Genomic DNA, 25,605 nt, shown 5'->3' on the forward strand with positions numbered 1-25,605 from the left:
GGTGTCATGGATGAAGACGACCTCGTGCTGGTGATCACCGTGGTGGTCGAATCAGCGAACGAGCAACAGGCGCGTGCCGCGTGCGACACGCTCATCAGCCGTGCGGGCGCTCAGATCGTGGACGCCCGTGACTGCTCGGACGAAGAGCCGGGCTGCTGGGCTGTCGTCATCACAAGACCGAGCACGGAGAAGGCCACCCACAACGTCGCCGCGGCGCTGGCTCGGGCCGTACGCACCTTCGTGCGCGGCCTGGGTGAGGGCTTCTCGGCACCACGGGTGGCGTGCGAGCCACCGACGGCGTGGACCGTGCTGGACGAGCCGGAGCTGATCAACCAACTCGTGCCGGGCGCCGAGCGCGTCATGGTCGAGGTGTGGGCGGGAGATGACCCGTTCGGGGCAGGCACTCCGCGTGACAAGTCACCCAGCAGGCCGTCTTGATTCACCCGGCCGGTCGGTGCTTCAGCACGACAGGCTGTAGGCGGCATTGTGAGTGTCACGACACGCTTGGGCAAGGGGCCAGCGGCGCGCTCAACTGATCATTAAAGCAAGGCCCGTTCGAGTGGATTCAGGCATCCACCCGGTTAGCCGATCTTCGCTCTCAACTGTGAAAATCTGGGCACAATCTCTACTAAGGGTGGTCGTCAGACCACGCTGTTCCGGAGGGTTCGGGAGCCGACATGGCCAGCATCGAAGAGGTCCGTGCCGCAATTGCCCAGGCGATCGACAAGGCGGCTCAGAGCCAGTCCGCCCTCCAACAGGCGGCTGAGCTCGCCGAGGACGCGCAGCAACTGCTGACATCGGTCACGCAGGGCTCCGTGCAGGCGGACGTCGAGACGACGAACGCCCAGTTCGCCCAGGTCGTGTCCGGCGTGAGCGAGCTGCAGAACTACCTCGGCGCCGGCATTTCCGGGGCCGAGGGCATCAACAGCAGGCTTTGATGGCGTCCATCGGCGAGGTTCGCGCCGCGCTGGAGCAGGCGAGCGAGATCCTGCGTGAGTCGTACCGCAACGTGCGATCAGCGCAGGAGGGCCTCGACGAGGCCGTCGCGATCCTCGCCGAGTCGAGCGAGAACCACCACGAGTCGCTGCTTCCACCGGAGTTCGTGCGTGCGAAGGAAAGATTCCCTGATCAGCTCGAGCTGATGGTGGGAACCCTGGAGCGCATCCAACGACTCACGGTGGAGCTGTGATGAGCAGGCGGGACGACCGGCGACAGAGGATCGAGGACGCCTTCGCGGAGTTCCAGCGCGCCGTTTCGGCCGCGCTGGGCTCGGTGGCGCGCGAACACCGGGCGCTCGCCGCCGAGCACGCCAAGGACATGTTCGAGTTCACCGTGCGGGGCATGGGCGTCGACAAGGCGTTGCAGGACGTCGCTTTGAAGGACGTCACCTCGTTCCTGACGGTCGACGAGAAGCGCGCGAAGAACCCGCGTCAGGCGCCGCTCTCGATGACCCAGTTCGCCGAACGCCTCGACCAGATCAAGTACGACTGGCAGCAGTCGTTCCACGAGTGGACGACCTCGGGCCCCGAGCAGCTGACCGAGCTGGTGAACTCGGTCGCCGCCGGTCCCGCGTCGTGGCCGCACGAGTCGTGGCTCGGCCACCCCGGCACGCACGACGGCAGCGAGGGCGTGCCGGAGCTGTGGCGCATCGGCACCGGCGTGGTGACGTCGGCGCCGGAGACCAGGCCGTTCCCCGTCGCCGTACCGCTGCTGGACCAGGCACACCTGCACATCTCGTCCACACCGGACACTCGCCAGCTCGCGGACACGCTGGTGGAAAGCCTTTTGTTGCGGGTGCTGTCGCACTTCCAGCCCGGGCTCGTGCACGTGCACGTGTGGGACGTCGGCCAGCTGACCGGGTCGTTGCCGGGGCTCTACCCGCTGACCCGCGCGAACCTGCTGACCGTGCACGACCCGGCCCGGCTGCACGAGCTGCTGGACGAGCTGTCCGAGCACATTCGCCAGGTGCACACCAAGGTTCTGGTCGACGGCCATCTGACCGTTCGTGCGGTCAGCGGTGAGGGCCGGCGCACCGAACCGTGGCGGATCGCCGTGCTGTTCGGCAACCGCAAGGCGTTGAAGGAAGACCAGCAGCAACAGCTGCAACGCGTGGCGCGCAACGGTTTGGCGTGCGGCGTGCAGCTGTTCATCGTGGACATTCCGATCACGATCAACTCGCCGGTGGAGACGGTGTCGTTGCGCAGCGACGGCACCGCGTTCTGCACGATGACCGGCAAGAACGTGACCGTCACGCTGGACGACGCGCTGCCGCGCACGTTGGTGCCCCGCGCTTGTGCCGCCATCGCGGAGAAGCGCGAGGAACGACGTTCGCGCATGGGCAAGTTCGAAGATCTGCTGCCCGACCGGCCGTGGACGGATAACTCTTCGGCCGGAGTCATTGCGCCCGTTGGCTTCGACGACGGCGAACAGGTCTGCGTGCAGCTCGGCGACACCTCGCCGCACGCGTTGATCGGCGGGCCTTCGGGTTCCGGCAAGACGAACTTCCTCTACGCGATGCTCGGTTCGTTGTGCGCGCGCTATTCGCCGAACGAGCTCGAGCTGTACCTGCTGGACTTCAAGGAAGGCGTGTCGTTCGCGCAGTTCGCGCCGGGCCGCAAGGACCCGTCGTGGCTGCCGCACGCGCGCCTGGTCGGCGTGAACGTCAACACCGACCGCGAGTTCGGCGTGGCACTGCTGCGGTACCTGTCCGACGAGATGCGCCGGCGCGCGGACGCGGCCAAGCAGCACGAGGTCACCAAGCTGCAGGACCTGCGCGCAGAGGACCCGTCCGGCCGCTGGCCGCGGATCGTCGCGGTGATCGACGAGTTCCAGTACCTGTTCGGCGAACGCGACCAGGTCACCGCCGCCGCCACGCAACTGCTGGAGGACGTGGCGCGCCGCGGCCGTTCGCAGGGCATCCACCTCGTGCTGTCGTCGCAGGACGTCTCGGGCATCGAGGGTTTCTGGGGCAAGTCGGCGATCTTCGAGCAGTTCACCGTCCGCATCGCGCTGCCCAAGGCCCGTCGCGTGCTGGCAGAGCCGCAGAACGACGCCGCCGTCGAGCTCCCGCGTTGGCACGCGGTGATCAACCACGAGTCGGGTGTCAAGCCCGGCAACGAGATCTGCCGCATCCCGGACTCGACGTCCAAGGGCACCATGGACTCCCTGCAGACCGACCTGTGGCGGCGCGCACCGGGCCAGGCACCGGGCCTGTTCGACGGCAGCAAGATCCCGCTGATCGACGCGACGCAGGACTTCCTCGGCCTGCGACCCGGCGACGCATCGCCTACCGTGCTTCTTGGGCAGGTGATCGACGTCGCGGGCAGCGCGGCACGGGTGCGGTTCGCCCGCACACCGGGCCGCAACATCGCGGTGATCGGTTCCGTGGTCCAGGACGCGGCCGCGGTGCTCGGCGGAGCGGCCGCGTCACTGGGCAGGCAGCACCGCCCGCACGAGGCGGTCTTCACGCTGGCCTGCCTGGTCGAGGAGGCGATGCCCTCCGCGTTGCATCTGGCAAAGCGCCTGAGCGCGGACGGGCATGATGCAGAGGTGATCGGCATCAACCGCGTCCGCGACCTGCTGGACGAGACGGCGGCCCGGCTGCAGTCGATCAACACGGGCGAGACGGACGCGCCGCTGAAGCCGCACTACCTGGTGCTGTACGGCGTGGACGCCGCGCAGACGTTGCTGGAGCAGAAGAACACGACCACCAGGATGTCCGGCGTGGACAGTCTGCGGACGGTCCTCAAGCACGGCCCGGAGAACCGCACGCACGTGCTGGGCTGGTGGCGCGGCGTGCAGAGGCTGAAGGCGAGCCTCCCGCCCGGCGTCTACGACGACATCGGCGCCTGGGTGGCGTTCGACGTCCAGGGCAAGGAACTGCTGTCGCTCGGACCCGAACAGGTGATGGCGTGGTCGCCGAGACCACGCCGCGGCCTGTTCTTCGACCGGTTCGAGCACTCGCGACCGCAAGTGATCATCCCGTTCGACACTGGAGAAGCGTCATGAACCCGATGATGACGATGTTCGACCCGGTCCCGTCGCAGCGTCAGAGCGAGGAGGTGATCGAGGTGCCGACGATCTCCGCGGTTGAGCGCTACAAGGAGATCATCGCCATCGCCACGGACGCGGCCGCTCGCCAGCGCAAGCTGGACGAGGTGCGGTGTGCCGAGCTCGCCGCGCGGCTCGCGTCGACCCAGCACGAGATCGCCGAGGTGCGCGATCGCGAGCGGGTCGTGCGGATGGGCGCCGCCCTGCACTGGGAGGCGGCCGTCGAGCAACTGTGGAACGAGCGCTGGCTCCAGATGGTCACGCCCCCACAGCCGGACGAGTCCGTCCCCCCACGCCCCCAGGGCGAGTACAACCGGGCGATGGACGTCGCGTACCAGGCGCTGGAGGACTCGCTCGCGAAGCGAACCTTGCTGCGCCGCAAGCAGAAGGACTGAGTGCGCCGGTTACGCACCACCGCCGACGTGCAGGACGCCAGCGACGACCCGATGGTCCGCTGGGCAGCTCAGGCGCTGTCGTGCGGTGGTGCGGCCTGGGAACACGGCGGCGCGGTAGCCGTACACGCACCAGCCCTCACCAAACGCCGCCGGCTGGTCTTGACAGGCCCAGCAGAAGGCGTGGCATCCCTGCTGGCAGCACACGGCAGAGGCGTCGACCTACGCCCACTGCTGGAACGAAAACTGGCCGAAGAGGTAGAACCGCTGATGCCCACCCCGTGGGTAGAGGACAAACCCTTCGGCTGGATGGACCGCAAAGGCAGCCTCGACCTCCCTACCGACGCCACCTGGTTAAGCACCACCACCGACGTGGAACCCCTCCTACGCGAGGCAAACCCGGACTCCTGGGCCTGGCCAGGCGAAAAAGGCGTCCACCGCTGGGCAGGCGTGCACATCAACGACAACCTGGTGGCCACCGCCGCAGAGGCGTGGTCGTCGACCGACGTCGGCTTCATGATGGGCGTAGCCGTCCACCCGTCCCACACAGGCCAGGGCCTGGGCCACCGCGTCTGCCAGTTCGTCACGTCATCACTGCTCGCGCTCTACGGCACCTGCGCCCTCTTCGTCGAGAACCACAACACCACGGCCATCGCCCTGTACCGCAAGCTCGGCTTCGCCTACCGAGACGTCACGACACTTCTCCCTGCGGTCTAGGTCACATTCCGGAACAGTCGTCACCGACAGACGGTTGAAACGGATAACTGATCCGAAACGCAATGGATGGAGATGGTCCGACCATGACCAACACCGCACTCGAAGTCAGGCTCGCGTCCCGCCCGAAGGGCTGGCCGACCGAGGACAACTTCGAGATCGCCGAGGTCGAGATCCCGACCCCGGGCGAAGGCCAGATCCTGGTCCGCAACGTGGTCATGAGCGTCGACCCGTACATGCGAGGCCGCATGAACGACGTCAAGTCCTACGTCCCGCCGTTCCAGGTAGGCGCCCCCCTCGAAGGCGGCGCGGTAGGCGAGATCGTCGCGGTGGGCGCAGGCGTCGAAACCCTCAAGACGGGCGACAACGTCCTGCACGGCCTCGGCTGGCGCGACTACGCCCTCGTGGACGCCAAGCACGTGGTGAAGGTAGACGGCTCAGTGGCCCCGCTCTCCACTTACCTCGGCGTCCTGGGCATGCCAGGCCTCACGGCCTACGCAGGCCTCCTGGCCACCGCAGAATTCAAGGAAGGCGACGCCGTCTTCGTCTCGGGCGCAGCAGGCGCCGTCGGCCAGATCGTGGGCCAGATCGCCCGCCTGAAGGGCGCCAGCCAGGTCATCGGCTCCGCAGGCTCGGCCGACAAGGTCAAGTACCTCACCGAAGAACTGGGCTTCGACGCCGCCTTCAACTACAAGGAGGGCCCGGTAGCCCAACAGCTCGCCGCAGCAGCCCCTCACGGCATCGACGTCTACTTCGACAACGTCGGCGGCGAACACCTCGAAGCGGCAATCGAAAACCTGAACCTCAACGGCCGCATCACCATGTGCGGCGCCATCTCGCAGTACAACGAGTCCGAGAAGCCGACGGGCCCGAGCAACATGATCCAGATCCTCGCGAAGCGCCTGACCCTGCGCGGCATGCTGGTGGGCGACCACAAGGCCCTGCAGCAGCAGTTCGTCTCCGAGGTAGCAGCCTGGATCGCGTCCGGCGAACTCAAGTACTCCGAGACGGTCATCGAAGGCGGCGCCGCCCAGGCCCCGGCAGCCTTCCTGGGCATGCTCCGAGGCGAGAACACGGGCAAGATGCTCGTCCAGTTCTAACAAGCACGCCCCACGCCTGATCGCAGCGATGCCGAAGGCGAGCCGTCCTTACCGAACGGGCTGGGCGGTGGGTCCCGTCACGAGTCGCACCACAGCACTTGCTGCATGCAAGAAGGGTTGTCAAACGGACACGCTTTTCGTCCGTTTGACAACCCTTCTTGCATGTGGCCCGCTCTTGGTGCGGCTCGTGACGGGACCCACCGCCAACGCACCCCTCTAAGCAACGCGCGGCCGCCCAACGCAACAGGCGTGCCATCTACCTGCTCGTGGCGCCCTCCCCCGATCAGATTGCCGGGGGTCTGGGGGCAGAGCCCCCAGGGGAAGCACGCAACAGAACCCGCCGCCCGCAACCGGGGAACGCAACAGCCGCGACTAAATCAACTTCCCAGGATTCAAAATCCCAGTCGGATCCAGCCGCTCCTTAACCGCCCGCAACACCGAAACCCCAACAACCCCGATCTCCTTCTCCAACCAGGGAAGATGATCCCGCCCAACAGCATGGTGATGCGTAATCGTCCCAAGCCGGGAAATCGCATCCGAGGCAGCAATCTTGGCCTTCCCCCACTGCCCAACAGGATCAGAGAGATCCCGAGGCACCAACACGGTGAAGTACAACGATGCCCCAGTCTCGTAAGCGTGCGAAACGTGGCACATCACCACAGGATCCCCAAGCTCAGCAACCAACGCGTCCCGCACAGCATCCCGAAGCTCAGAAACCCGAGACCACCGAGTAGCAGTCTCCAAAGTCTCAACACAAACGCCGGCATCCAGCAACGCATCCCGCTGCCGAGGCCCGTTGAACCGCCCATGCAGCCAGGACTCCCCCATGGCCCGCCCAAGCCGAACAACCTTGTGCCCTCTCAAGGCAGCAATGGTCGCCGCACGAGACCGCCCCTCCCACCCCAGAATCACCAGGCAAGGCTGCCGAACCCCACGAACCCGCAAGTACTTCTTCACCAGATCGGCCTTGGACCCGGCCAACGCCAGAGCAACCTCGGTCTCGTCCACATCGGACAACCGAGTGACATCGGCGAGAGCCCCAGCCTGAGCCAGAGACCGCACCAACGAAACCCCAGCCTCCCACCCGTCAACGACGAACCCCTCATACCGAGGCGAGGAAGGCCGAGGCCGAACCCGCACGGACACCTCGGTGATAACCCCGAAAAGCCCTTCACTACCCAGCACCAACTGCTTCAGATCCGGACCGGCAGCAGAAGCAGGGGCGCCCCCGGCAACCCACTCCCCCACAGGCGTGGCCACGCGAACCGACTCGACCATGTCCTCAAACCGCCCATACCCGGACGACGCCTGCCCAGCAGACCGAGTAGCAGCAAACCCACCAACAGTCGCCCGCTCGAACGACTGCGGCACATGCCCAAGCGTGAACCCGTGCTCCCCCAGCAACCGCTCGGCCTCAGGCCCGGTAACCCCAGCCTGCAACACGGCAACCCGAGAAACCGGATCAACGGACACAAGCGAGCCAAGCCCGGCCAAATCCAACGCCACCACAGCGGACTTGGCCCCACGAAGAGCCTCAACCCCGCCAACCACAGAAGTGCCCCCACCAAACGGCACCACGGCGATGTCGTACTCGACGCAGACCCGCAAAACCTCAAGGACCTCCTCAGGCGAAGCAGGCTGCACAACAGCGTCCGGCACGGCCAACTCCCCATGCCCACGACGACGCAACAAATCCAGGTACGAGAGCCCACCCGCACGCCCAAGCCGATCCGCAGCATCCAGCGAGACCGTGCACACAGCCTCCAACGCCGTGAACGCGTCCTCGGACAACTCAGACGGAGGCACCGAAACCGGCACCTCGGCAAACGGCTCCCCCAGCCCAACGCGCTGACTGAGCCAAGCCAGCGCGTGCGGCGGCAACGGCACGGTTTCGGAGGTCCATCGAGCCCTGGTCACTGCTACAGTGTTACACATGACGTCTCAACGTCACACCCACGACGCTCTGCTCGATGCCACCCGTGAGTGTGTTCTGGAGGTGGGGGTGCGCCGCACGACCCTCACCGACGTGGCGAAACGGGCCAACGTCAGCCGCATGACGCTCTACCGCCGCTACCCGGACGTGGACCATCTCGTGCGGGCCCTGATGACGCGTGAGTTCGCCGCACTCCTCGAACAGGTGGAACGGGCCGGCGGCCAGGGCAACGCCCGCCAGCAGCTCGTTCAGAGGGCGGTGGACGCCATCCGGCTGCTCGAGGCCAACCCGCTCATGCAACGCGTCCTGCAGCTCGACGCGGACCTGATGCTGCCGTACCTGACCGACCGCCTCGGCAGCACGCAGCGGCTGGTCGAGCAGTTCCTCGTCGCGCAGATCGAGGCGGGGCACATCGACGGGTCGATCCGGTTCGGCGACGCCAAGACGCAGGCGCGCGTGGTGCTGATGAGCACGCAGTCGATGGTGCTCTCGACCAGGCCGGTGACGTCCGGGCTCGACTTCGGCTCGTTGCTCGACGAGCTCGCCAAGCAGCTGGACGGAGCTCTGAAGCCGTGAACACGTCCCTGAACGCGGACAGGCGCGAAAAAGATCTCGAAGCCGCTCAGCAGGAAGTCGCCGACGTACTTGTCATCGGCGGCGGCGTCACGGGCACGGGTGTCGCGCTGGACGCGGCCTCCCGAGGCCTCAAGGTCACCCTGCTGGAGGCGCACGACCTGGCGTTCGGGACCTCCCGGTGGTCCAGCAAGCTCGTCCACGGCGGCCTGCGCTACCTCGCGAAGGGCGACGTGCGACTCGCCCACGAGAGCGCCGTCGAGCGCGGCATCCTGATGACCAGGACGGCACCGCACCTCACCCGCACGCTGCCGATGCTGTTCCCCTTGCACGCCGACGCCGGCCACTTCGTCATGTCGGGCTTCCGCGCCGGCAACGCGCTGCGCATCGCCGCCCGCACACCGGCGGACGTGCTCCCGGCACCCCGCCGAGTCCCCAGACACGAAGCCCTCGCGCTGGTTCCGGGCCTGGACTCCGCCAAACTCACCGGCGGACTCCTGAGCTACGACGGCCAGCTGGTCGACGACGCCCGGCTCGTGGTCGCACTGGCCAGAACAGCGGCCGGATACGGCGCGAAGGTCCTCACCCGCGCGAAAGTCGTGACACTGCAAGGCGATGGCGCAGAAGCAGTGGACACGCTCACCGGCGCCACGTTCACCGTCAGGGCCAAAGCGGTCATCAACGCGACCGGAGTCTGGGCAGGCACGCTCGCCCCGGTGAACCTGCGCCCGTCCCGCGGCTCACATCTCGTGATCGACGCGAGGACCGCGGGCCTCACCGGAACGGCGTTGACGATCCCGGTCCCCGGCGAACGCAACCGCTTCGCACTACTGCTACCCCAGGCGAACGGCCGCGCCTACCTGGGCCTCACCGACGTGCCGGTGGACGACATCCCGGACGTGCCGGCGGTTCCGGAGTCCGATGTGGACTTCCTGCTCGCGACCGCTTCTCATGTCCTGCAACGAAATCTCACCAGGGACGACGTCATCGGCAGCTACGCGGGTCTGCGCCCGTTGCTCCAGGCCGAAGGTCAGTCCGCGGACCTGTCCCGGCACCACGCCGTGCTCAGGGCACCGAACGGCGTGATCACGATCGTCGGCGGCAAGCTCACCACCTACCGCAGGATGGCGGCGGACGCGGTGAACGCGACGAACCTGACGCAGATCCCCTGCCGCACCAAGGACATCCGCCTGGTCGACGACAGGCCGGCGCCGACCACCCCGATCGCGCCCGGAGTCACCGAGGCCGATGTCGTCCACGCGATCCAGCACGAGGGCGCGCTGGACGCCGACGACGTCCTCGACCGGCGCACGCGCATCGGCCTGGTGCCGAAGGACCGCGAGAAGGCCGCGCCGGAGATCGCGAAACTCCTGGCCAACGCATGAAAAACGGGGCGTCCGCGAGGGACGCCCCGTTCAGCGCAAGGAAGTCAGGAGTGCGAGGTCACTCGCCGATGACCGGCTTCGCGGCCTTCGGCGGATCGACCAGGGCCTCGCCCTCGATCCGGACCTTCCGCTTGTGCTCGTTGCTGCCGCCCTGCTGACCGGCACCACCGGCCATCGGAGCGCCACCCATCATGCCGCCCGCGCCGGCGCCACCGGCACCGCGAGGGGCACCACCAGCGGCGGCGGCAGGAGCGGCGGGAGCGTTGCCGCTGCCGGCCGCCATGACGCCGGCCGCGCCACCGAACTGCGTGGCCGAGGTTCCACCGGCACCACCGCCACCGGCAGGGCCACCGCCGAAGCCGGCGGGCATGCCGCCACCTCCGCCGCCGCCCATGCCCTTGGGGGCACCGCCACCGCCGCCACCAGCACCGCCGCCCGCGGAAGCGGTCGCGGCGTGGTCAGTCGTCGGCGGCCGGTACCAGTCGGCGTTCGCCGTGCTCGGCGTGGCGCCGAACGACGGAGGCTTGGTCGTGGCGTTGCCACCGGCCGTCGTGGTCGTGCCGGGCTCCCAGTGACCAGGAACCCAGCGGCCCGTACCGGAACCGGTGCCCGCACCCGTACCGGCACCAGTGCCGGGCCCAGGCAGGAACTGGCCACCGCCGGCACCACCACCCGCGCCACCGCCCTGGCCGCCGGGAGGCGTGTAGACGGGGGTCACGCCGGGGCCGGCGCCCACGCCGGGTCCCTGGCCGTGCGGGCCCTGGTAGCCGCCCGTGGCGCCGCTGCCCGAGTACGCGGGCTGGGTGTTGTTCAGGCCGTCGGCAGCGGTGGATCGGTTACCCGCGTATCCGGTGTTCGTGCCGCTGCTGAACGTGCCGCCCGCCCCGCCGGACGCACGGCTCTGGTCGTCGGCGCGGATGCCGTCGAACCCACCGGAGGTCTGCCGGACGGGAGCGCCGCCGCCACCGCCCTTGCCCTGGTTCGCCATCGTGGAGATCGCGTCGATGATCGTCTCGGCGGCCTTGGCGATCTGCGAGACCGACTTGATCAGGTTCATCAGCTTCTGCACGGAGCCGACGAGCTTCTGCAGGAAGTCGGACAGCTTCTTCGCGTAGTTGACCGCGGTCGTGACGATGTCCGCGATCGCGCCCGCGATGGCCGCGCCGAAGGTCAGGAACGAGGCAGCCAGCCACTGGATGATCTTCATGACCATGTCCGAGACGGCCTGGCTGATCAGGTCCATGATCATCTTGCGGACGGTGCCGACGAGCTCGCCGGCACCCTTGACAGCGCCCGAGATGCCGTCGACCGACTTCGCGAGGGTCTCGAGGCCGGTCGCGTGCCGCTTGGCGGCGGCGCGGTAGCCGTCGGCCGCCTTGCCCTGCCACTCGCGGGTCTGCGAGACGCAGATCTTCTCGTACTCGGTCGCGATGTCCTTGACCTGCTTGCCCGCGCTCTTGAACGACTCGGACATCTTGGCGATGGACTCGGGACTGCCGAGCAGGACGTCGAACGGTTCGCGCAGGAAGTCGACGTGCTGGATGGCCCAGCTGAAGCCGGCGGAGAGGAAGCCGCTGAGGGGGTTCGAGCCGTTGCCGACCATGCTCATGGCCGCGTTCGCGATGCCGAGGCCGCCGCTGACCCAGTCGCCGCTCTCGATGGACTTGTAGGCGTTCGAGACGTTGTTGAACAGCTGCGCGGTGTCACCGCTGCTGGACTGCGTCGCTGGGGCGTTCATCCCCGGCCTCCCTTGAAGCCGAACATGTTGTCGAGGTCGACCTGCTCGTACTGCTCGACGGTCCGCTTGAGGCCGCTCGCCATGTCCATCAGCGAGTTCGCGGCCTTGCCCAGCCCGTCCTGCGACAGACCGGCCTCCTGCAGGACCTTCGACGCCAGGAACCCGAGGAAGACACCGAACGCCTCAGTCGTGAGGGCACCCGGATCACACGTCTCGGTGGCCTTGCGCATCCGTTCCATGAGCTTGTCCACGCTGGCGGCGTGGGTTCTCAGCTCATCGAGGTCGATGTTGAACTGCTGTTGCATGCCTAACCCCCTCCTGCACTCAGGCCATGACGTCGGGTGGGTTGGTGAAGTACTCGTCGTCCGGCCGGACGTCCTTGCGCTCCAACTCCGACTTCGGTTCTTCCTCGTCGGTTCCGTCGCCCTTGTATCCGTTCGGCATCTGCGCCTTCACGAACTCGAGAGCGGGGCTGTCGCCGACGAAGTCCGTCATGATCTGCACGACACGCCCGGAGGCGTCACGCTGGGCCTTGGCGGAGGCTGTGAGCACGGCTGAGGCGATCTCGCTGGGGTCCATGCCGCGGGCTTCCGGCTTGATCTGGAGATCGGTCAGCACGCCCGTGGCGTTAACTGTCACCGTGATCAGGCCGTCTGGCGAGCTGGCGCTGCCACCCACACCACCGAGCTGGTCGCGGGCCTGTTCGGCGTGCTGCTTGGCCTGCTCGATCTTGGCCCCGTACTGCTTGAGCCACTGATCGGGGTCAATGGGCTGCATGGTCACCCCCGTTGAGTGAATTGGTCGTTCGTTCGATTCGCCGTAGACGCCCGTATCGTTTCACTCGTTCCCTGCTCACCGATACTTTCAGTCCGATTACCGCCATCCGGGCTAACGAAGGGGTTCACCGTGCCTGAGGGAGTGCTGGAGATCGACGCGGTCTCCAAGCGCTACGGGGAGGTCGTCGCCCTGCGGGACATGTCTTTCGACGTGCGCGCCGGCGAGCTCTTCGGATTCGTCGGAAGCAACGGCGCCGGGAAGACCACGACCATGCGCATCGCGCTGGGCGTGCTCTCGGCCGACTCCGGCGAGGTGCGGTGGAACGGCAGAACCGTCGACCTCGACACCCGGCGCCGGATCGGCTACATGCCGGAGGAGCGCGGTCTCTACCCGCGCATGAAGGTGCTCGACCAGCTCGTCTACCTGGCCGAGCTGCACGGCATGAGCACCAACGAGGCCCACACGAGCGCGGAGAACTGGATCGCGCGCCTCGGACTGCGCGACCGCCGCACGGACGAGGTGCAGCGCCTGAGTCTCGGCAACCAGCAGCGCGTCCAGCTGGCCGCCGCGCTGGTGCACGAGCCGGACGTGCTGGTGCTCGACGAGCCGTTCTCCGGTCTCGACCCGGTGGCGGTGGACGTGATGAGCCAGGTGCTGCGCGAGAAGGCGTCCGCCGGGGTGCCCGTGGTGTTCTCGAGCCACCAGCTCGACCTGGTGGAACGGCTGTGCGACCGGGTCGGCATCGTCAGCGCCGGTTCGATGGTCGCGATCGGCACGGTGGACGAACTTCGGTCGGGCGGCACTCCGCGTCTGGTCGTGGAGTCGCCAACGACCGTGTGGACTGCCAGTCTGGACGGTGTGCGGGTGATCGAGAAGAACGGGACGCGCTGCGTGCTCGAGCTCGCCGACGGCGTGGACGACCAGGCGGTGCTGCACGCGGCACTCGAGGCAGGTCCCGTGCACGAGTTCTCCCGGCAGCGCCCGTCGCTGACCGAGCTGTTCCGCAACGTGGTGACCACCGAGGGCAGGAGCGCATGACGTCGGCCCGAGCTGTTTCGTTGGTGGCCAAGCGCGAGTTCGTCACGAAGGTCCGCACCAGGTCGTTCCTGATCGGCACGGCGGTGATCATCGCCGTGCTCGCCGGGTACGTGGTGCTGCAGTCGGTCCTGTTCGACGACCAGCAGCGCAGTGTCGTCGGGCTTTCAGGGCAGGCGACGCAGCTCGCGGATCCGTTGCGGGAGAAGGCGAGGGCCTTCGGCATCGACCTGGAGACCCGTGACGTCACGACGGCGGGCAACGCCGAGCAGGAGGTCCGCGACGGCGGGCTGGACGCCCTGGTGACCGGTGCGCCACCGGAGCTGAAGATGATCGTCAAGGGCTCCGGCGACGAGATCCTGACGACGGCGCTGAACGACGTGCTGCGGCAGCAGGTGCTGATCGCGCAGCTCGCCGAGTCGGGCACCACCCCGCAGGAGGTCGCGCAGAGCCTCGCGAACGTCAAGGTGGACGTCACCGCGCTGGAACCCGTTGACCCGCAACGAGGTCAGCGCCTCGCGATCGGGTTGATCGTGGCCGCGCTGCTGTACTACTCGCTGCTGGTCTACGGCACGATGGTCGCGCAGGGCGTGGTCGAGGAGAAGTCGAGCCGGGTCGTGGAGATCCTGCTCGCGACCGTGCGGCCGTGGCAGTTGTTGCTGGGCAAGGTGATCGGGCTCGGCGCGGTCGGCCTGCTCCAGTTGCTGGTGATCTCCACCGTCGGTCTCGGGTTGTCGTCCGCCTTCGACGTCGTGGACGTCGGCGCGCTCGGCGGCGCGGCCCTGCTGACCGGCGTGCTCTGGTACCTGCTCGGTTTCTTCCTGTACGCCACCGTGTTCGCGGCCGCCGCGTCGCTGGTGTCGCGGCAGGAGGAGCTGCAGTCGGTGCTGACCCCGATCAGCATGACGATCATCGTGGCGTTCGTGGCCGGCATCAACCTGATGATCGGCAGTCCGTCCGGTCCCACCGTGACGGTGCTGTCGATGCTGCCGCCGTTCGCCCCGATCCTGATGCCGGGGCGGATGGCACTGGGCGTCGCCCCGGCCTGGCAGGTGGTGCTCTCGGTCGTGCTGGCACTGCTCGCCATCGCGGCGATCACATGGCTGGGCGGGAAGGTCTACGCGAACGCCGTGCTGCGGACCGGCGCTCGCGTCAAGCTCCGCGAGGCGCTCAAGCTTTGATGGCCTGGTAGCGGTCGAGCGCCACCTGGCGTTCGACCGCGTGGTCCACGATCGGCGTCAGGCTCGGCGAATCCGGCGCGTACTTGCGCACGTAGGCGCCGTCCGGGTCGAACTTCTTGGCCTGTGTCATGGGGTTGAAGACGCGGAAGAACGGCGAGGCGTCCGTGCCGCTGCCCGCGACCCACTGCCAGTTGTGCTGGTTCGAGGCGATGTCACCGTCGATCAGGTGCTGCATGAAGTGCCGCGCGCCCCACCACCACGGCAGGTGCAGGTCCTTCACCAGGAAGCTCGCGACGATCATGCGAACCCGGTTGTGCATGAAGCCTTCCTGCTTGAGTTGCCGCATGCCGGCGTCGACGATCGGGAAGCCGGTACGGCCTTCTTTCCAGGCCTCGAACAACTCCTGGTCGTCGTCGTGCACCATGCGGTCGAACCTGCGGTCGTAGTTCTCCCGCGCGGTCTCCGGCTTGTGCCACAGCACGTCGGCGTAGAACTCGCGCCAGGCGAGCTCGCTGCGGAACGTTCCGTCACAGTCCTGCAGCAGCGTCCGCGGGTGCAGCACGCCCCACCTCAGGAACGCCGACATCCTGCTGGTCGCGTCCATGTCGGGGCGGTCGCGGGTGGTGTCGTAGTCCTCCAGCCGTTCGTCGCGGAACTCCTCCCAGAGTTTCATCGCGTCCGGCAGTTTCTCTTGGACGGCCGGGATCTTCGTGCTGTGCTTCGGTTCGATCCAGTCCAGAGTGGACGCGTCGGTGTCCGCGGGCTTGCGCCAGCCGTGGTCCAGCCAGGCGTTGCGAAACGGCGTGAAGACCTTGAACGGCGTGCCGTCCTGCTTGCGCACCCGCCCCGGCGTCACGGCGTAGGGCGAGCCGGAGCGGACGAGTTCGATGTCCCCCAACGCTTCCTCGACGGCCTCGTCCCTCTGACGCCCGTACGGCGCGCAGTCCGCGGTGATGTGGACGCTCTCCGCGCCGATCTCCTTCGCGACGCGCGGAACCGTCTTCACCGGATCGCCGTGCACGACCATCAACCGGCCGCCGAGTTCGTCGTTCAACGCGTGCAGACACCGGTGCAGGAAATCGATTCGCGGTTGTCCCGACGGTTTCAGCAACCTGTCGTCGAGAACGAACAACGCGAGTGCGCGAGGTGATCTTTCCGCGGCGGCGAGAATGGCGGGATGATCGGATGTCCGCACATCGCGGCGGAACCAGACGAGCGACGGGGAAGAACTCACCGTTCGACGCTAAAACGTCCGGGGCCCGCCTGCATGACAGGCGAGCCCCGGACGGGTGAAGCAGCGTGTGACTAGCGGTTCTCCATCGCGATGAAGTCGCGCTCCGTCGGGCCGGTGTAGATCTGCCGCGGGCGGCCGATCTTGGTGGCCGGGTCGTTGATCATCTCGCGCCAGTGCGCGATCCAGCCGGGGAGCCGGCCGAGCGCGAACAGCACGGTGAAGAACTTGGTCGGGAAGCCCATCGCCCGGTAGATCAGACCCGTGTAGAAGTCCACGTTCGGGTAGAGCTTGCGGGAGATGAAGTAGTCGTCGCTCAGTGCGGCTTCTTCCAGCTGCTTCGCGATGTCGAGCAGCTGGTCGTCGGCGCCGAGCTTGCCGAGGATCTCGTCGGCCGTCTTCTTGATGATCGCGGCGCGCGGGTCGTAGTTCTTGTAGACCCGGTGGCCGAAGCCCATCAGACGGACGCCGTCCTCCTTGTTCTTCACCTTGTTGACGAACGACTGCACGTCGCCGCCGTCGTTCTTGATCTTCTCCAGCATCTCCAGCACCGCGCTGTTCGCACCGCCGTGCAGCGGGCCGAACAGGGCGTTGATGCCCGCGGAGATGGACGCGAAGAGGTTCGCCTCGGAGGAGCCGACCAGGCGCACGGTCGACGTGGAGCAGTTCTGCTCGTGGTCGGCGTGCAGGATGAAGAGCAGGTCAAGCGCGCGAACGAGGTCCGGGTCGAGGTCGTAGGCCTCGGCCGGGAACCCGAAGGTCATCCGCAGGAAGTTCTCCACCAGGCCAAGCGAGTTGTCCGGGTAGAGGAACGGCTGGCCGACCGACTTCTTGTACGCGTAGGCCGCGATGGTCGGCAGCTTGGCGAGAAGGCGGATCGTGGAGATCTCCACCTGGTTCGAGTCGAACGGCGACAGCGAGTCCTGGTAGAAGGTCGACAGCGCGGAGACCGCGGACGACAGCACCGGCATCGGGTGCGCGTCGCGCGGGAAGCCGTCGAAGAAGCGCTTGAGGTCCTCGTGCAGCAGCGTGTGCCTGCTGATCTTGGACGTGAAGTCTTCAAGCTGGGCGGCGGTCGGCAGCTCACCGTAGATCAGGAGGTAGCTGACCTCCGCGAAGTTCGAACGCGCGGCCAGCTGCTCGATCGGGTACCCGCGGTAACGCAGAATTCCGGCGTCACCGTCGATGTAGGTGATCTCGGAGGAGCAGGAGGCCGTGTTGACGAAACCGGTGTCCAGGGTTACCAGACCGGTGGTCGACAGCAGCTTGCCGAGTTCGATGCCGGACGCGCCTTCGGACGCCGGCACCACCTTCATCTCGAGCTCTGCGTCCCCGTGGCGCAGCGCGACGGTCTGTGGGTCGGTCGGCGCAGTCGTCGCGTCGGGCATTCAAGTCCCTCTCAACGCTCGGACGGGGTGGCAGCAGACCGTTCACGGTCAGCTGTCGTCTCGGACCACCCCGTTGGGATCTGAGTCTTCAAGTCCACTCACGCTAGTCGGCGGAAGGCCCGCCTCGCAGCAGCGGTGTGAACCGATTCTGAGAGATGGGACCGGCATCACATTCGCAATGCCAGTTTCTAGCGCGGCTACCCCACGGTAGTCCGATCCTCCGTTTTATCCACCCAACGCGGCGGTGAGTTCGCTCGCAAAGGGCGGTTCGGCACCCGCACGGGAACATGTGATCGCGGCGGCCGCACCGGCGTACGTCAATGCGGCGGTCCATTCATCCGTGGAGAGGCCACGGATCTTCTCTGCGCTCAACGCATCGTGGTCGTGCAGCCACGCGAGCAGGGCGCCTTGCACCGTGTCGCCCGCCCCGATCGTGTCGACCACGTCCACCTTCACGGGTGGCACGTCGACCTGTCCGGTGGCGGTGATCACTGACAGACCTTCGCCACCTTTCGTCAGGACGACGGCGGCGGGTCCCTGTGAAATCCACGTCCTTGCGATCTCGATCACGTCGCCGTCCTCGGCGAGCCACCGCGCGTCCTCGACGGACGCCTTCAGCAGCCCGACGTCCGGCAGCCACGACCGGAAGCGCGCCCGGTATGCGCCCGGATCGTCGATCAGGCCTGCCCGGATGTTGGGGTCGAGCACCGTGAGCAAGCGCTTGCTCTCGCGCCGCAGCACCGTCTCGTAGACCGAGGCGCCGGGTTCCAGCACCAACGACAGCGTGCCGAACGACACGGCCTTCGTCCCGGCGGGCAGCGGACCGGGGTCCTCGACGAGCCGGTCGGCGGTGCCGTCGACGTAGAACGAGTAGCGCGCCGACCCGTCGTCGGCCAGCCCGACGACGGCGAGCGTGGTGTTCTCCTGTCCACGTTGGACCAGATCCGTGGCGACCTTCGAGGCGTGCAGCCGCTTGATCAGCTGCTCGCCGAAGTGGTCGGTCGAGACGCGCGACAGGAAGCCCGTCGCCACGTCGAGCCGACCGAGCGCGACGGCCACGTTGTACGGTCCGCCGCCCAGCTTGGGCGCGAGCGGCGTGAGCTCGTCGTCCCCCACCGGCACCATGTCGACCAGGGCCTCACCAGCAACCACGATCACGCGCTCTACTCCTTCTGGGAAGCACCACTCCGCTGGAGCCCATCCAACAACAGTTCGCCCAGTGCGGTGAACGCCTCGGCGTCCGAAACGCCTGCCCGTTTCGTGAGGACACCGGTCTGGATGCTCTCGATGAGCAGACCGGCCATCTCGGCGAACAACGTGGCGTGCACCTCGCGAAACACGTGCCGCTCGACCCCGTCCTGAATGAACGCCTTGATGCGCTCGGCCGCGGCGCGCGCATTGCGTTCGTAGGTGGCGCGGGTGGGCGGGAAGTCCGACACGTCCGCGATGAACGCCGCCGAGGCCTTGTTCAGCTCCTCCGCCGCGCCCGCGAGGTAGCTGCCGATGCGTTTGCGCACGTCGTTGAGGCCCGCGATGCGCTTCTCGATCCGCTCGGCCGCGCCCTTGAAGTACCGGCCGACGACCCTGACCGCCAGCTGTTCCTTGCTGCCGGCGAGCGCGTACAGCGTCGATTTCGAGCAGTGCAGGCGGGAGGCGATGTCATCCAGTGTGAGATGACCGAAGCCCTCGGTGAGGAACAACGCCTCCAACCGGGTGAGCAGCTCGGCCTGCCGCTGCGTGAGCGCCCGCGTCATGGTGACGACCCTGCCACATTCGCTGGCCGCTGTACTGCACAACGTCCTAGAGTACAGCTACCAGTACACACCGGAGGTCGACGATGCCCGCCGAGCGGTTGCTCCCCACACAAGAGGCCGAGGACCTGATCGCGCTGGTCAAGGAGATCGCGCGGGACGAGCTGAAGCCCCACGCAGCCGACGCCGAGGAGAACGAGAAGTTCCCCCGCGACGCGTTCCGCCTGCTGGGCAGGTCGGGACTGCTCGGCCTGCCGTACCCCGAGGAGTTCGGCGGCGGCGAGCAGCCCTACGAGGTGTACCTGCAGGCGCTGGAAGAGGTCGCCTCCGCGTGGATGACGGTCGCCGTGGGCCTCTCCGTGCACGTGATGTCCTGCTACGGCCTGGCCACCTTCGGCACCCGCGAACAGCAGGACCGCTGGCTGCCCGAGATGCTCGAGGGCGAACTGCTCGGCGGTTACGCCCTCTCCGAGGTCCAGGCGGGCTCGGACCCGGCGGCCATGTCGACCAGGGCCGTCCGCAAGGGCTCCGAGTACGTCGTGAACGGCACCAAGGCGTGGATCACGCACGCCGGCGCCGCCGACTTCTACACCCTGATGGCCCGCACGTCCCCCGACGCGGGCCGGGGCATCTCCTGCTTCCTCACCCCCGGTGAGGCCCAGGGCATCGTCGCTGCCACCCCAGAACGCAAGATGGGCCTGACCGGCTCCATCACCGCGCAGCTGGCGTTCGACGACGTGCGCTTCGGCACCGACCGCCTGATCGGCAACGAGGGCGACGGTCTCAAGATCGCACTGTCCGCTTTGGACTCGGGCCGTCTCGGCATCGCCGCGTGCGCGGTGGGTCTGGCCCAGGCCGCCCTCGACGAGGCGGTCGCCTACGCCAAGACCCGCACGCAGTTCGGCCGCCCGATCATCGAGTTCCAGGGCTTGGAGTTCCTCCTGGCGGACATGGCCGCGGCCGTCGAGTCGGCCCGCGCCACCTACATCTCGGCCGCGCGCCGCCGCGACCGCGGGCTGCCGTTCCGCCAGCAGGCGTCGATCGCCAAGCTCATCGCCACGGACGCGGCGATGAAGGTGACGACCGACGCCGTGCAGGTGCTCGGCGGCGCGGGCTACACCCGCGACTTCCCGGTCGAGCGCTACATGCGCGAGGCCAAGGTCCTGCAGATCTTCGAGGGCACCAACCAGATCCAGCGCCTCGTGATCGGCCGAGGACTGCGCTAGTTCGCTTCGCGGTAGAAGGGGTCGGCCACGACCCCTTCCCCGGTCCGTTCGTCGAACGTGTAGACCTCGCGCCCCTGCACGAAGACGTGCAGCGCCCGGCTCATCACGTCGAGCGGGTCCCCTGACCAGATCACCACGTCGCCGTCCAGTCCGGGCTTCAGCGACCCGACCCGGTCGTCCAGTCCCATGATCCGCGCCGGGTTCGTCGTGATCGACCGCAGCGCGACGTCGCTGTCCAGTCCTTCCTTCACCGCCAGGGTGGCCTGGTGCACCAGGAAGTTGATCGGCACGACGGGGTGGTCGGTCGTGATCGCCAGCTCCACCCCTGCCCGCGCCAGGATGCCGGGGTTGCGCAGTCCCCGGTTCCGAAGCTCCACTTTGGACCGGGTGGTGAACAGCGGGCCGATGATCACCGGGATCTGCTTGTCCGCGATGACGTCCGCGATCAGGTGACCTTCGGTGCCGTGGTTGAGGATCAGCCGGTAACCGAACTCCTCCGACAACCTGATCGCCGTGGCGATGTCGTCGGCCCGGTGCGCGTGCTGGCACCACGGCAGTTCGCCGCTGAGGACCTTGCCCAGGATCTCCAGCGTGGTGTTGCGGTCGAACGCCTTGCCGTCGGCTTCGGCCTCGGCCTTCTTGGCCAGGTAGTCCTGCGCCTTGGTCAGCTCGTCCCGGATGACCGCCGCGACGCCCTGCCGCGTGGACGGCAGCTTGCCCTTGTCGCCGTAGACGCGCTTCGGGTTCTCGCCCAGCGCGCTCTTCACGCTGACCGGTTCCCTGACGAGCATCTCGTCGACGGTCCGCCCCCAGCACTTCACCGCGACCGTCTGGCCGCCGATGGGGTTGCCGGAGCCGGGCTTGATCACCGCGGTCGTGACACCGCCGCTGAGCGCGTCACCGAACCCGAGGTCGGCGGGGTTGATCGCGTCGAGCGCCCTCATCCGGGCTCCGACGGGATCGGTCATCTCGTTGGTGTCCTGACCGGCCCACCCCTCGGCCTCCTCGTGGACGCCGATGTGCCCGTGCGCCTCGACGAAGCCGGGCAGCACCCAGGCCCCGTCCGCGTCGACGACCTCGACGCCGTCCGGAATGTCGACGTCCGCACCGACCGCGACGATCTTCCCGTCCTGGATGAGGACAGTGCCGCCTTCGACGGGCTCGCCGTCGACGGGCACGACGTAGCCCCCGGTGATCGCGATGTTCATGGTTAGCAACGCTAACGGTTGCCGGGGCCGTGGGCCACCCCGAGAACCTGACGGGTCAGCTCAACGGCTGAATCCCCCACCGCGCGCCCCAGGATTCGCCGGGAGAGACCCTGATCAGGTCCACTCCGGAGTTCAGGGCGTCCGGCGGGCAGGTCATCGGTTCGATGGCGACGGCGCGGCCCCGGCCGGGGTACGAATCGGGCGTGTAGACCTGAACCCACCGAAACGCCGGATCCGCCCACACCTCGACGCCACCGTCGGGCGAGGCGAGCGTGTGGTGCACCAGCCCGTCGGCACCCGGCTCGCACCCTCCGAACGGCGTGTCCAGCTGGACCCCGTCCAGCGTCCGCCCCTGCCGGAAGTCGAACTCGGTCCCCTCCACCGGCCGCGCCGCGCCTGAAGGCACCATCCGCTCGGTGTCCAGCGGCAGCACGGTCGTCGCGGCCAGCGTCAACGTGCACGAATCGGTCGAGGCGTTCCCGGCCCGCGGATAGGGATGCGTGCCGACGCCGAACGGCGTGGCCACGTCCCCGACGTTCGTGACCCCGTGCGTGACGGTCAGTCCGCGATCATCCAGCGCATAGGACACCGTGACGTCCAAAGCAGCAGGCCACCCGGCCTGGGGCTCGATCAGCGCCCGCAACGACACCAACGACCCGGTGTGCTCCAGAACCGTCCACGGACGACGTCGAAGCAGCCCGTGAATCGCGTTCCCGCGAGCAGGCTCGGTGACCTCCAGCTGCTGACGAACCCCGTCCAGCACCCAAGACGCGCCGGCGGTCCGGTTGGGCCAGGGCACCAGCACGGCCCCGGCGCTCATCGGCGGCTTCTCGTCCTCGCCGAATGTCTCCACATACGGAACACCATCCACCTCGAAAGACCGCAGGCCCGCGCCTACAGTCGTGATCACGGCGGTGGCACCCTCGTACGAGATCCCCAACATGAGGCTGAAGCCTACGGGGCCAGCGGAAGGATTTGCCCATGAAGGTTCATCACCTCAACTGCGCCACGATGAGGCCGCCCCTGGTCGCGGGCGGGCTCGTGGCCCACTGCCTGCTGATCGAGACCGACCAGGGCCTGACCCTCGTCGACACGGGCTTCGGCACGCACGAGGTGAGCGACCCGAAGGCGACGATCGACCCGCTGAGCCGCAAGCTGCTCAAGCCGGCGCTCGACATCACCGAGACGGCGATCAGCCAGGTCGAGCGGCGCGGGTACACGGCCGACGACGTCCGGCACATCCTGCTGACCCACCTCGACATGGACCACGCGGGCGGGCTGCGCGACTTCCCCAAGGCCACCGTGCACGTGCTGGACACCGAACTGGAAGCCGCGACGAACCCCAAGGGCACCAAGGAACGGGCGCGGTATCCGAAGGCGCAGCGCGAGGGCGTCACGTTCGAGACGCACAAGGCCGAGGGCGAGGACTGGTTCGGTTTCGAGGCCGTCAGCGCCATCCCCGGCCTGCCGGAGGACGTCCTGATGGTGCCGCTGATCGGCCACACCCGCGGCCACACGGGCATCGCGGTGAAGGGCGACAACGGCTGGATGCTGCACGCCGGCGACGCGTACTTCTACCGCGGCGAGATCGAGACGCCGCCCAGCAACATCTTCGCGCTCAAGCTCACCGTCAAGCAGACCGAGACGATCCGCGAGCAGCGTCTGTCCAATGTGGAACGACTGAAGGAACTGAAGGCACAGGGCGAGGTCGAGGTGTTCTGCGCGCACGACCCGGTCGAACTGGCGCGCCTGGCGTGACGTTCATCCACCGCATCCGCCTCGACCAGGTCGACGACACGCACCGCTACCCGTTCACGCTCCCGGTCGTCGGGCACCTGATCGAGCACCCGCTGGAGCTCAAGCGCCCCATCACGTTCCTGACCGGGGACAACGGCGCGGGCAAGTCCACCCTGGTCGAGGCGATCGCGGTGGCCGCCGGGTTCAACGCCGAGGGCGGCACGCAGTCCTTCCGCTTCGCGACGAAGGCGACGGAGTCGTCGCTGGGCGACTACCTGATCCTGACCTGGGGCACGAGAAAGCCCCGCACGGGCTTCTTCCTGCGCGCCGAGTCGTTCTACAACGTCGCCACCGAGATCGACCGGATCGGCGAGGGGATTCACGCGTCGTACGGCGGAAAGTCGTTGCACGAGCGCTCACACGGCGAGAGCTTCATCGACCTGATGAACCACAGGTTCGGCAGCAAAGGCCTCTACGTGCTGGACGAACCGGAGGCCGCGCTGTCCGTCAAGGGCTGTCTCACAGTTCTGCGGCGCATGCACGAACTCGTCGAAGAGGGTTCGCAGTTCATCATCGCCACGCACTCGCCGATCCTGCTCGCCGCGCCCAACGCCACGATCCTCGAGATCACCGACACGATCGACGAAATCGACTACGACACAGCGGAACCGGTCCGGCTCACCCGCAACTTCCTGGGTGAGCCGGACCGGTTCCTGAAGCACCTGCTGGACTAGCTACTTGCCGAGCTTCTCCGGGTGGGTCTCGACCTTGCCGTGCAGCACGCGGTTGATGCCCCAGAGCACCAGGCCGGCCAGCAGCAGCCAGCCCGCGATCTTGTAGTCGTCCGCCGGACGCCCGGACGTCCACGGGATCGCGAGGTACGCACACGTGATCGCGCCGAGCACCGGCGCCCACGTGGGCGCACGGAAGTGCTTGTGCTCGGACTTCTCCCTGCGCAGCACGAGACACGCGATGTTGACGATGGTGAAGACGACCAGCAGCAGCAACGACGTCGTGCCGCCGAGCTTGCCGATGTCCGCGGTCGACACCAGGATCACCGCGACGCCGGTCGTGAAGACGATCGAGATCCACGGCGTGCGGCGGAACGGGTGCACGGCGCCGAAGAACGACGGGATGATCTTCTCGTTCGCCATGCCGTACAGCAGGCGGGACGCCATCAGCATGTTGATCAGGGCCGAGTTGATGACGGCCAGCAGACCGATCAACGCGAAGATCCACAGCGGGAAGCCGGGCGCGCCGACGGTGACGACCTTCAGCAACGCGCTGCTGCCGGCCTTCGCGAGCTCGTCGGACGGGATCAGCAGCGACGACGTGATCGCGACGAGCACGTAGATCAGGGCCGCGATGCCCATGCCCCACAGCATCGCGCGCGGAAAGATCTTGACCGGGTTGCGGCACTCCTCGGCCATGTTGACCGAGTCCTCGAAGCCGACCATCGCGAAGAACGCGAGTGCCGTGGCCGAGGTGACCGCGAGCACCACGTTGCTGCCGGACGGGACGTGGATGTCGGTGAGCCTGCCGGGGTCTCCGTCGCCGTTGATGACGGCCCACGCGCCGATCATGATGATGATCACCAGACCGGACAGTTCGATGCAGGTCAGCACCACGTTGGCCTTGACCGACTCGGACACGCCGCGGAAGTTGATGATCGCCAGCGCCGCGATGAAGACGATCGCGATACCGGTGATCGCCAGCGACTCCGGGCTGAGCGCGACGTCGAAGAACTCCACCAGCAGCTGCCGCAGGTACGTGCGGCCGAAGGCGAGGGCCGCCGACGACGCCGAGGTGATGCCGGAGCACATGACCGCGAACGCGACCATGAACGTCAGGAAGTGGATCCCGAACGCTTTGTTCGTGTACAGCGCGGCGCCGGCGGCTCTGGGGTACTTGCCGACGAGTTCGAGGTAGCTGAACGCGGTCAGGAACGCCACCACGAACGCGAGCAGGAAGGGCAGCCAGAGAGCGCCGCCGATCTTGCCTGCCACGTTGCCGGTGAGGGCGTAGATGCCGGTCCCGAGGATGTCGCCGACGACGAAGAACAGCAGCAGCTTCGGGCCGATTGCCCGATGTAGCTCTGGTTGCTCCGTTTGTGGAGTCGCTTCAGCCATGCCCGAAGATTCTGCCCGTTGTGCCTGGCCACCAGCACGAACGGACGCCTACCTCAC

The 25,605-nt window shown here is 67.5% G+C and carries 25 protein-coding genes; 14 read left to right on the forward strand and 11 right to left on the reverse strand.

What is annotated here, in order from left to right; translation table 11 throughout:
• Positions 1-6 precede the first annotated feature (6 nt).
• The 7 genes from OG205_RS29250 to OG205_RS29280 all read left to right on the forward strand — a co-directional run bounded on the left by OG205_RS29250 (position 7) and on the right by OG205_RS29280 (position 6,256).
• Positions 7-438 carry a hypothetical protein gene (locus OG205_RS29250; protein WP_330271219.1) on the forward strand — a complete coding sequence of 144 codons (432 nt, stop codon included), beginning with the start codon at positions 7-9 and terminating at the stop codon, positions 436-438.
• Positions 439-677: 239 nt separating this feature from the next.
• Positions 678-938 carry a hypothetical protein gene (locus OG205_RS29255; RefSeq protein ID WP_030481403.1) on the forward strand — a complete coding sequence of 87 codons (261 nt, stop codon included), beginning with the start codon at positions 678-680 and terminating at the stop codon, positions 936-938.
• Entirely contained in the window at positions 938-1,189 is a 252-nt protein-coding gene (locus OG205_RS29260; RefSeq protein ID WP_319975726.1) for a hypothetical protein, read from the forward strand. Before OG205_RS29255 ends, OG205_RS29260 begins: the two co-directional genes overlap by 1 nt.
• The gene (locus tag OG205_RS29265) at positions 1,189-4,008 is read left to right on the forward strand and encodes an FtsK/SpoIIIE domain-containing protein (RefSeq protein WP_330271220.1); all 2,820 of its coding nucleotides are present in this window, start codon (positions 1,189-1,191) and stop codon (positions 4,006-4,008) included. The genes OG205_RS29260 and OG205_RS29265 overlap by 1 nt, the downstream gene beginning before the upstream one ends.
• Entirely contained in the window at positions 4,005-4,445 is a 441-nt protein-coding gene (locus OG205_RS29270; RefSeq protein WP_319975730.1) for a hypothetical protein, read from the forward strand. Before OG205_RS29265 ends, OG205_RS29270 begins: the two co-directional genes overlap by 4 nt.
• 27 nt (positions 4,446-4,472) lie before the next feature.
• Positions 4,473-5,159, forward strand: a complete 687-nt coding sequence (locus tag OG205_RS29275) for a GNAT family N-acetyltransferase (protein WP_330271221.1) — start codon at positions 4,473-4,475, stop codon at positions 5,157-5,159.
• Between the two features lie 83 nt (positions 5,160-5,242).
• Positions 5,243-6,256: an NADP-dependent oxidoreductase gene (locus OG205_RS29280; RefSeq protein ID WP_330271222.1), complete on the forward strand. Its 1,014-nt coding sequence runs from the start codon at positions 5,243-5,245 to the stop codon at positions 6,254-6,256.
• 372 nt (positions 6,257-6,628) lie between these two features.
• On the opposite strand, the gene OG205_RS29285 is transcribed toward OG205_RS29280, so the two are convergent.
• The gene (locus OG205_RS29285) at positions 6,629-8,191 is read right to left on the reverse strand and encodes an FAD-binding oxidoreductase (protein WP_330271223.1); all 1,563 of its coding nucleotides are present in this window, start codon (positions 8,189-8,191) and stop codon (positions 6,629-6,631) included.
• Between OG205_RS29285 and OG205_RS29290 the strand changes: the two genes are divergently transcribed.
• Both OG205_RS29290 and OG205_RS29295 read left to right on the forward strand, forming a co-directional pair.
• Positions 8,190-8,765, forward strand: coding sequence for a TetR/AcrR family transcriptional regulator (locus OG205_RS29290; protein ID WP_330271224.1), 576 nt, complete (start codon positions 8,190-8,192; stop codon positions 8,763-8,765). The genes OG205_RS29285 and OG205_RS29290 overlap by 2 nt on opposite strands.
• Positions 8,762-10,147, forward strand: coding sequence for a glycerol-3-phosphate dehydrogenase/oxidase (locus OG205_RS29295; RefSeq protein WP_330271225.1), 1,386 nt, complete (start codon positions 8,762-8,764; stop codon positions 10,145-10,147). The genes OG205_RS29290 and OG205_RS29295 overlap by 4 nt, the downstream gene beginning before the upstream one ends.
• A 58-nt stretch (positions 10,148-10,205) precedes the next feature.
• Here OG205_RS29295 and OG205_RS29300 read toward each other — a convergent pair whose 3' ends face one another.
• The 3 genes from OG205_RS29300 to OG205_RS29310 are packed head-to-tail and all read right to left on the reverse strand — an operon-like array spanning position 10,206 to position 12,662.
• Positions 10,206-11,885 (reverse strand): WXG100 family type VII secretion target, encoded by a 1,680-nt coding sequence (locus OG205_RS29300; protein WP_330271226.1) that lies wholly within the window; start codon positions 11,883-11,885, stop codon positions 10,206-10,208.
• Complete coding sequence (locus OG205_RS29305) at positions 11,882-12,190, reverse strand: hypothetical protein (RefSeq protein WP_330271227.1); 309 nt, start codon at positions 12,188-12,190, stop codon at positions 11,882-11,884. Before OG205_RS29305 ends, OG205_RS29300 begins: the two co-directional genes overlap by 4 nt.
• A gap of 19 nt (positions 12,191-12,209) precedes the next feature.
• Positions 12,210-12,662 carry a YbaB/EbfC family nucleoid-associated protein gene (locus OG205_RS29310; RefSeq protein WP_319975741.1) on the reverse strand — a complete coding sequence of 151 codons (453 nt, stop codon included), beginning with the start codon at positions 12,660-12,662 and terminating at the stop codon, positions 12,210-12,212.
• Between the two features lie 129 nt (positions 12,663-12,791).
• On the opposite strand from OG205_RS29310, the gene OG205_RS29315 reads away from it, so the two are divergent.
• Together OG205_RS29315 and OG205_RS29320 are read left to right on the forward strand one after the other, a co-directional pair.
• Positions 12,792-13,700, forward strand: a complete 909-nt coding sequence (locus tag OG205_RS29315; protein ID WP_330271228.1) for an ABC transporter ATP-binding protein — start codon at positions 12,792-12,794, stop codon at positions 13,698-13,700.
• Entirely contained in the window at positions 13,697-14,878 is a 1,182-nt protein-coding gene (locus OG205_RS29320) for an ABC transporter permease (protein WP_319975743.1), read from the forward strand. The genes OG205_RS29315 and OG205_RS29320 overlap by 4 nt, the downstream gene beginning before the upstream one ends.
• Here OG205_RS29320 and OG205_RS29325 read toward each other — a convergent pair.
• From OG205_RS29325 to OG205_RS29340, 4 genes are all read right to left on the reverse strand, one after another.
• Complete coding sequence (locus OG205_RS29325) at positions 14,868-16,112, reverse strand: cryptochrome/photolyase family protein (RefSeq protein ID WP_330271229.1); 1,245 nt, start codon at positions 16,110-16,112, stop codon at positions 14,868-14,870. The two genes, OG205_RS29320 and OG205_RS29325, sit on opposite strands and share 11 nt — an antisense overlap.
• 71 nt (positions 16,113-16,183) lie before the next feature.
• Positions 16,184-17,497, reverse strand: a complete 1,314-nt coding sequence (locus tag OG205_RS29330) for a citrate synthase (protein WP_330271230.1) — start codon at positions 17,495-17,497, stop codon at positions 16,184-16,186.
• A gap of 225 nt (positions 17,498-17,722) precedes the next feature.
• The gene (locus OG205_RS29335; protein WP_330271231.1) at positions 17,723-18,655 is read right to left on the reverse strand and encodes a carbohydrate kinase family protein; all 933 of its coding nucleotides are present in this window, start codon (positions 18,653-18,655) and stop codon (positions 17,723-17,725) included.
• A gap of 5 nt (positions 18,656-18,660) precedes the next feature.
• Positions 18,661-19,251 carry a TetR/AcrR family transcriptional regulator gene (locus tag OG205_RS29340; protein ID WP_330271232.1) on the reverse strand — a complete coding sequence of 197 codons (591 nt, stop codon included), beginning with the start codon at positions 19,249-19,251 and terminating at the stop codon, positions 18,661-18,663.
• Between the two features lie 83 nt (positions 19,252-19,334).
• On the opposite strand from OG205_RS29340, the gene OG205_RS29345 reads away from it, so the two are divergent.
• Positions 19,335-20,474, forward strand: a complete 1,140-nt coding sequence (locus tag OG205_RS29345) for an acyl-CoA dehydrogenase family protein (protein WP_330271233.1) — start codon at positions 19,335-19,337, stop codon at positions 20,472-20,474.
• Here OG205_RS29345 and OG205_RS29350 read toward each other — a convergent pair.
• Positions 20,471-21,682 (reverse strand): amidohydrolase, encoded by a 1,212-nt coding sequence (locus OG205_RS29350; protein WP_330271234.1) that lies wholly within the window; start codon positions 21,680-21,682, stop codon positions 20,471-20,473. The two genes, OG205_RS29345 and OG205_RS29350, sit on opposite strands and share 4 nt — an antisense overlap.
• 55 nt (positions 21,683-21,737) lie before the next feature.
• On the reverse strand, positions 21,738-22,625 hold the full coding sequence (locus tag OG205_RS29355) for an aldose 1-epimerase family protein (protein ID WP_330271235.1): 888 nt from the start codon (positions 22,623-22,625) through the stop codon (positions 21,738-21,740).
• 38 nt (positions 22,626-22,663) lie between these two features.
• Between OG205_RS29355 and OG205_RS29360 the strand changes: the two genes are divergently transcribed.
• Together OG205_RS29360 and OG205_RS29365 are read left to right on the forward strand one after the other, a co-directional pair.
• Positions 22,664-23,440: an MBL fold metallo-hydrolase gene (locus OG205_RS29360; protein WP_330271236.1), complete on the forward strand. Its 777-nt coding sequence runs from the start codon at positions 22,664-22,666 to the stop codon at positions 23,438-23,440.
• The gene (locus OG205_RS29365; protein ID WP_330271237.1) at positions 23,437-24,153 is read left to right on the forward strand and encodes an AAA family ATPase; all 717 of its coding nucleotides are present in this window, start codon (positions 23,437-23,439) and stop codon (positions 24,151-24,153) included. The genes OG205_RS29360 and OG205_RS29365 overlap by 4 nt, the downstream gene beginning before the upstream one ends.
• Here OG205_RS29365 and OG205_RS29370 read toward each other — a convergent pair whose 3' ends face one another.
• Positions 24,154-25,548, reverse strand: coding sequence for an APC family permease (locus OG205_RS29370; RefSeq protein ID WP_330271238.1), 1,395 nt, complete (start codon positions 25,546-25,548; stop codon positions 24,154-24,156).
• Between the last annotated feature and the right edge of the window lie 57 nt (positions 25,549-25,605).

Origin of the sequence: Lentzea sp. NBC_00516 (assembly GCF_036346835.1) — a bacterium.
Lineage (GTDB): Bacteria > Actinomycetota > Actinomycetes > Mycobacteriales > Pseudonocardiaceae > Lentzea > Lentzea sokolovensis.

What these genes read in the sequence shown, in the direction of transcription:
- OG205_RS29290 (WP_330271224.1), top strand. Translation starts at nt 8,190, where the DNA reads ATGACGTCTCAACGTCACACCCACGACGCTCTGCTCGATGCCACCCGT.
- OG205_RS29260 (WP_319975726.1), top strand. Translation starts at nt 938, where the DNA reads ATGGCGTCCATCGGCGAGGTTCGCGCCGCGCTGGAGCAGGCGAGCGAG.
- OG205_RS29330 (WP_330271230.1), bottom strand. Translation starts at nt 17,497, where the DNA reads ATGCCCGACGCGACGACTGCGCCGACCGACCCACAGACCGTCGCGCTG.
- OG205_RS29355 (WP_330271235.1), bottom strand. Translation starts at nt 22,625, where the DNA reads ATGTTGGGGATCTCGTACGAGGGTGCCACCGCCGTGATCACGACTGTA.
- OG205_RS29270 (WP_319975730.1), top strand. Translation starts at nt 4,005, where the DNA reads ATGAACCCGATGATGACGATGTTCGACCCGGTCCCGTCGCAGCGTCAG.
- OG205_RS29255 (WP_030481403.1), top strand. Translation starts at nt 678, where the DNA reads ATGGCCAGCATCGAAGAGGTCCGTGCCGCAATTGCCCAGGCGATCGAC.
- OG205_RS29350 (WP_330271234.1), bottom strand. Translation starts at nt 21,682, where the DNA reads ATGAACATCGCGATCACCGGGGGCTACGTCGTGCCCGTCGACGGCGAG.
- OG205_RS29300 (WP_330271226.1), bottom strand. Translation starts at nt 11,885, where the DNA reads ATGAACGCCCCAGCGACGCAGTCCAGCAGCGGTGACACCGCGCAGCTG.
- OG205_RS29310 (WP_319975741.1), bottom strand. Translation starts at nt 12,662, where the DNA reads ATGCAGCCCATTGACCCCGATCAGTGGCTCAAGCAGTACGGGGCCAAG.
- OG205_RS29250 (WP_330271219.1), top strand. Translation starts at nt 7, where the DNA reads ATGGATGAAGACGACCTCGTGCTGGTGATCACCGTGGTGGTCGAATCA.
- OG205_RS29345 (WP_330271233.1), top strand. Translation starts at nt 19,335, where the DNA reads ATGCCCGCCGAGCGGTTGCTCCCCACACAAGAGGCCGAGGACCTGATC.
- OG205_RS29360 (WP_330271236.1), top strand. Translation starts at nt 22,664, where the DNA reads ATGAAGGTTCATCACCTCAACTGCGCCACGATGAGGCCGCCCCTGGTC.
- OG205_RS29265 (WP_330271220.1), top strand. Translation starts at nt 1,189, where the DNA reads ATGAGCAGGCGGGACGACCGGCGACAGAGGATCGAGGACGCCTTCGCG.
- OG205_RS29370 (WP_330271238.1), bottom strand. Translation starts at nt 25,548, where the DNA reads ATGGCTGAAGCGACTCCACAAACGGAGCAACCAGAGCTACATCGGGCA.
- OG205_RS29340 (WP_330271232.1), bottom strand. Translation starts at nt 19,251, where the DNA reads ATGACGCGGGCGCTCACGCAGCGGCAGGCCGAGCTGCTCACCCGGTTG.
- OG205_RS29305 (WP_330271227.1), bottom strand. Translation starts at nt 12,190, where the DNA reads ATGCAACAGCAGTTCAACATCGACCTCGATGAGCTGAGAACCCACGCC.
- OG205_RS29320 (WP_319975743.1), top strand. Translation starts at nt 13,697, where the DNA reads ATGACGTCGGCCCGAGCTGTTTCGTTGGTGGCCAAGCGCGAGTTCGTC.
- OG205_RS29280 (WP_330271222.1), top strand. Translation starts at nt 5,243, where the DNA reads ATGACCAACACCGCACTCGAAGTCAGGCTCGCGTCCCGCCCGAAGGGC.
- OG205_RS29285 (WP_330271223.1), bottom strand. Translation starts at nt 8,191, where the DNA reads ATGTGTAACACTGTAGCAGTGACCAGGGCTCGATGGACCTCCGAAACC.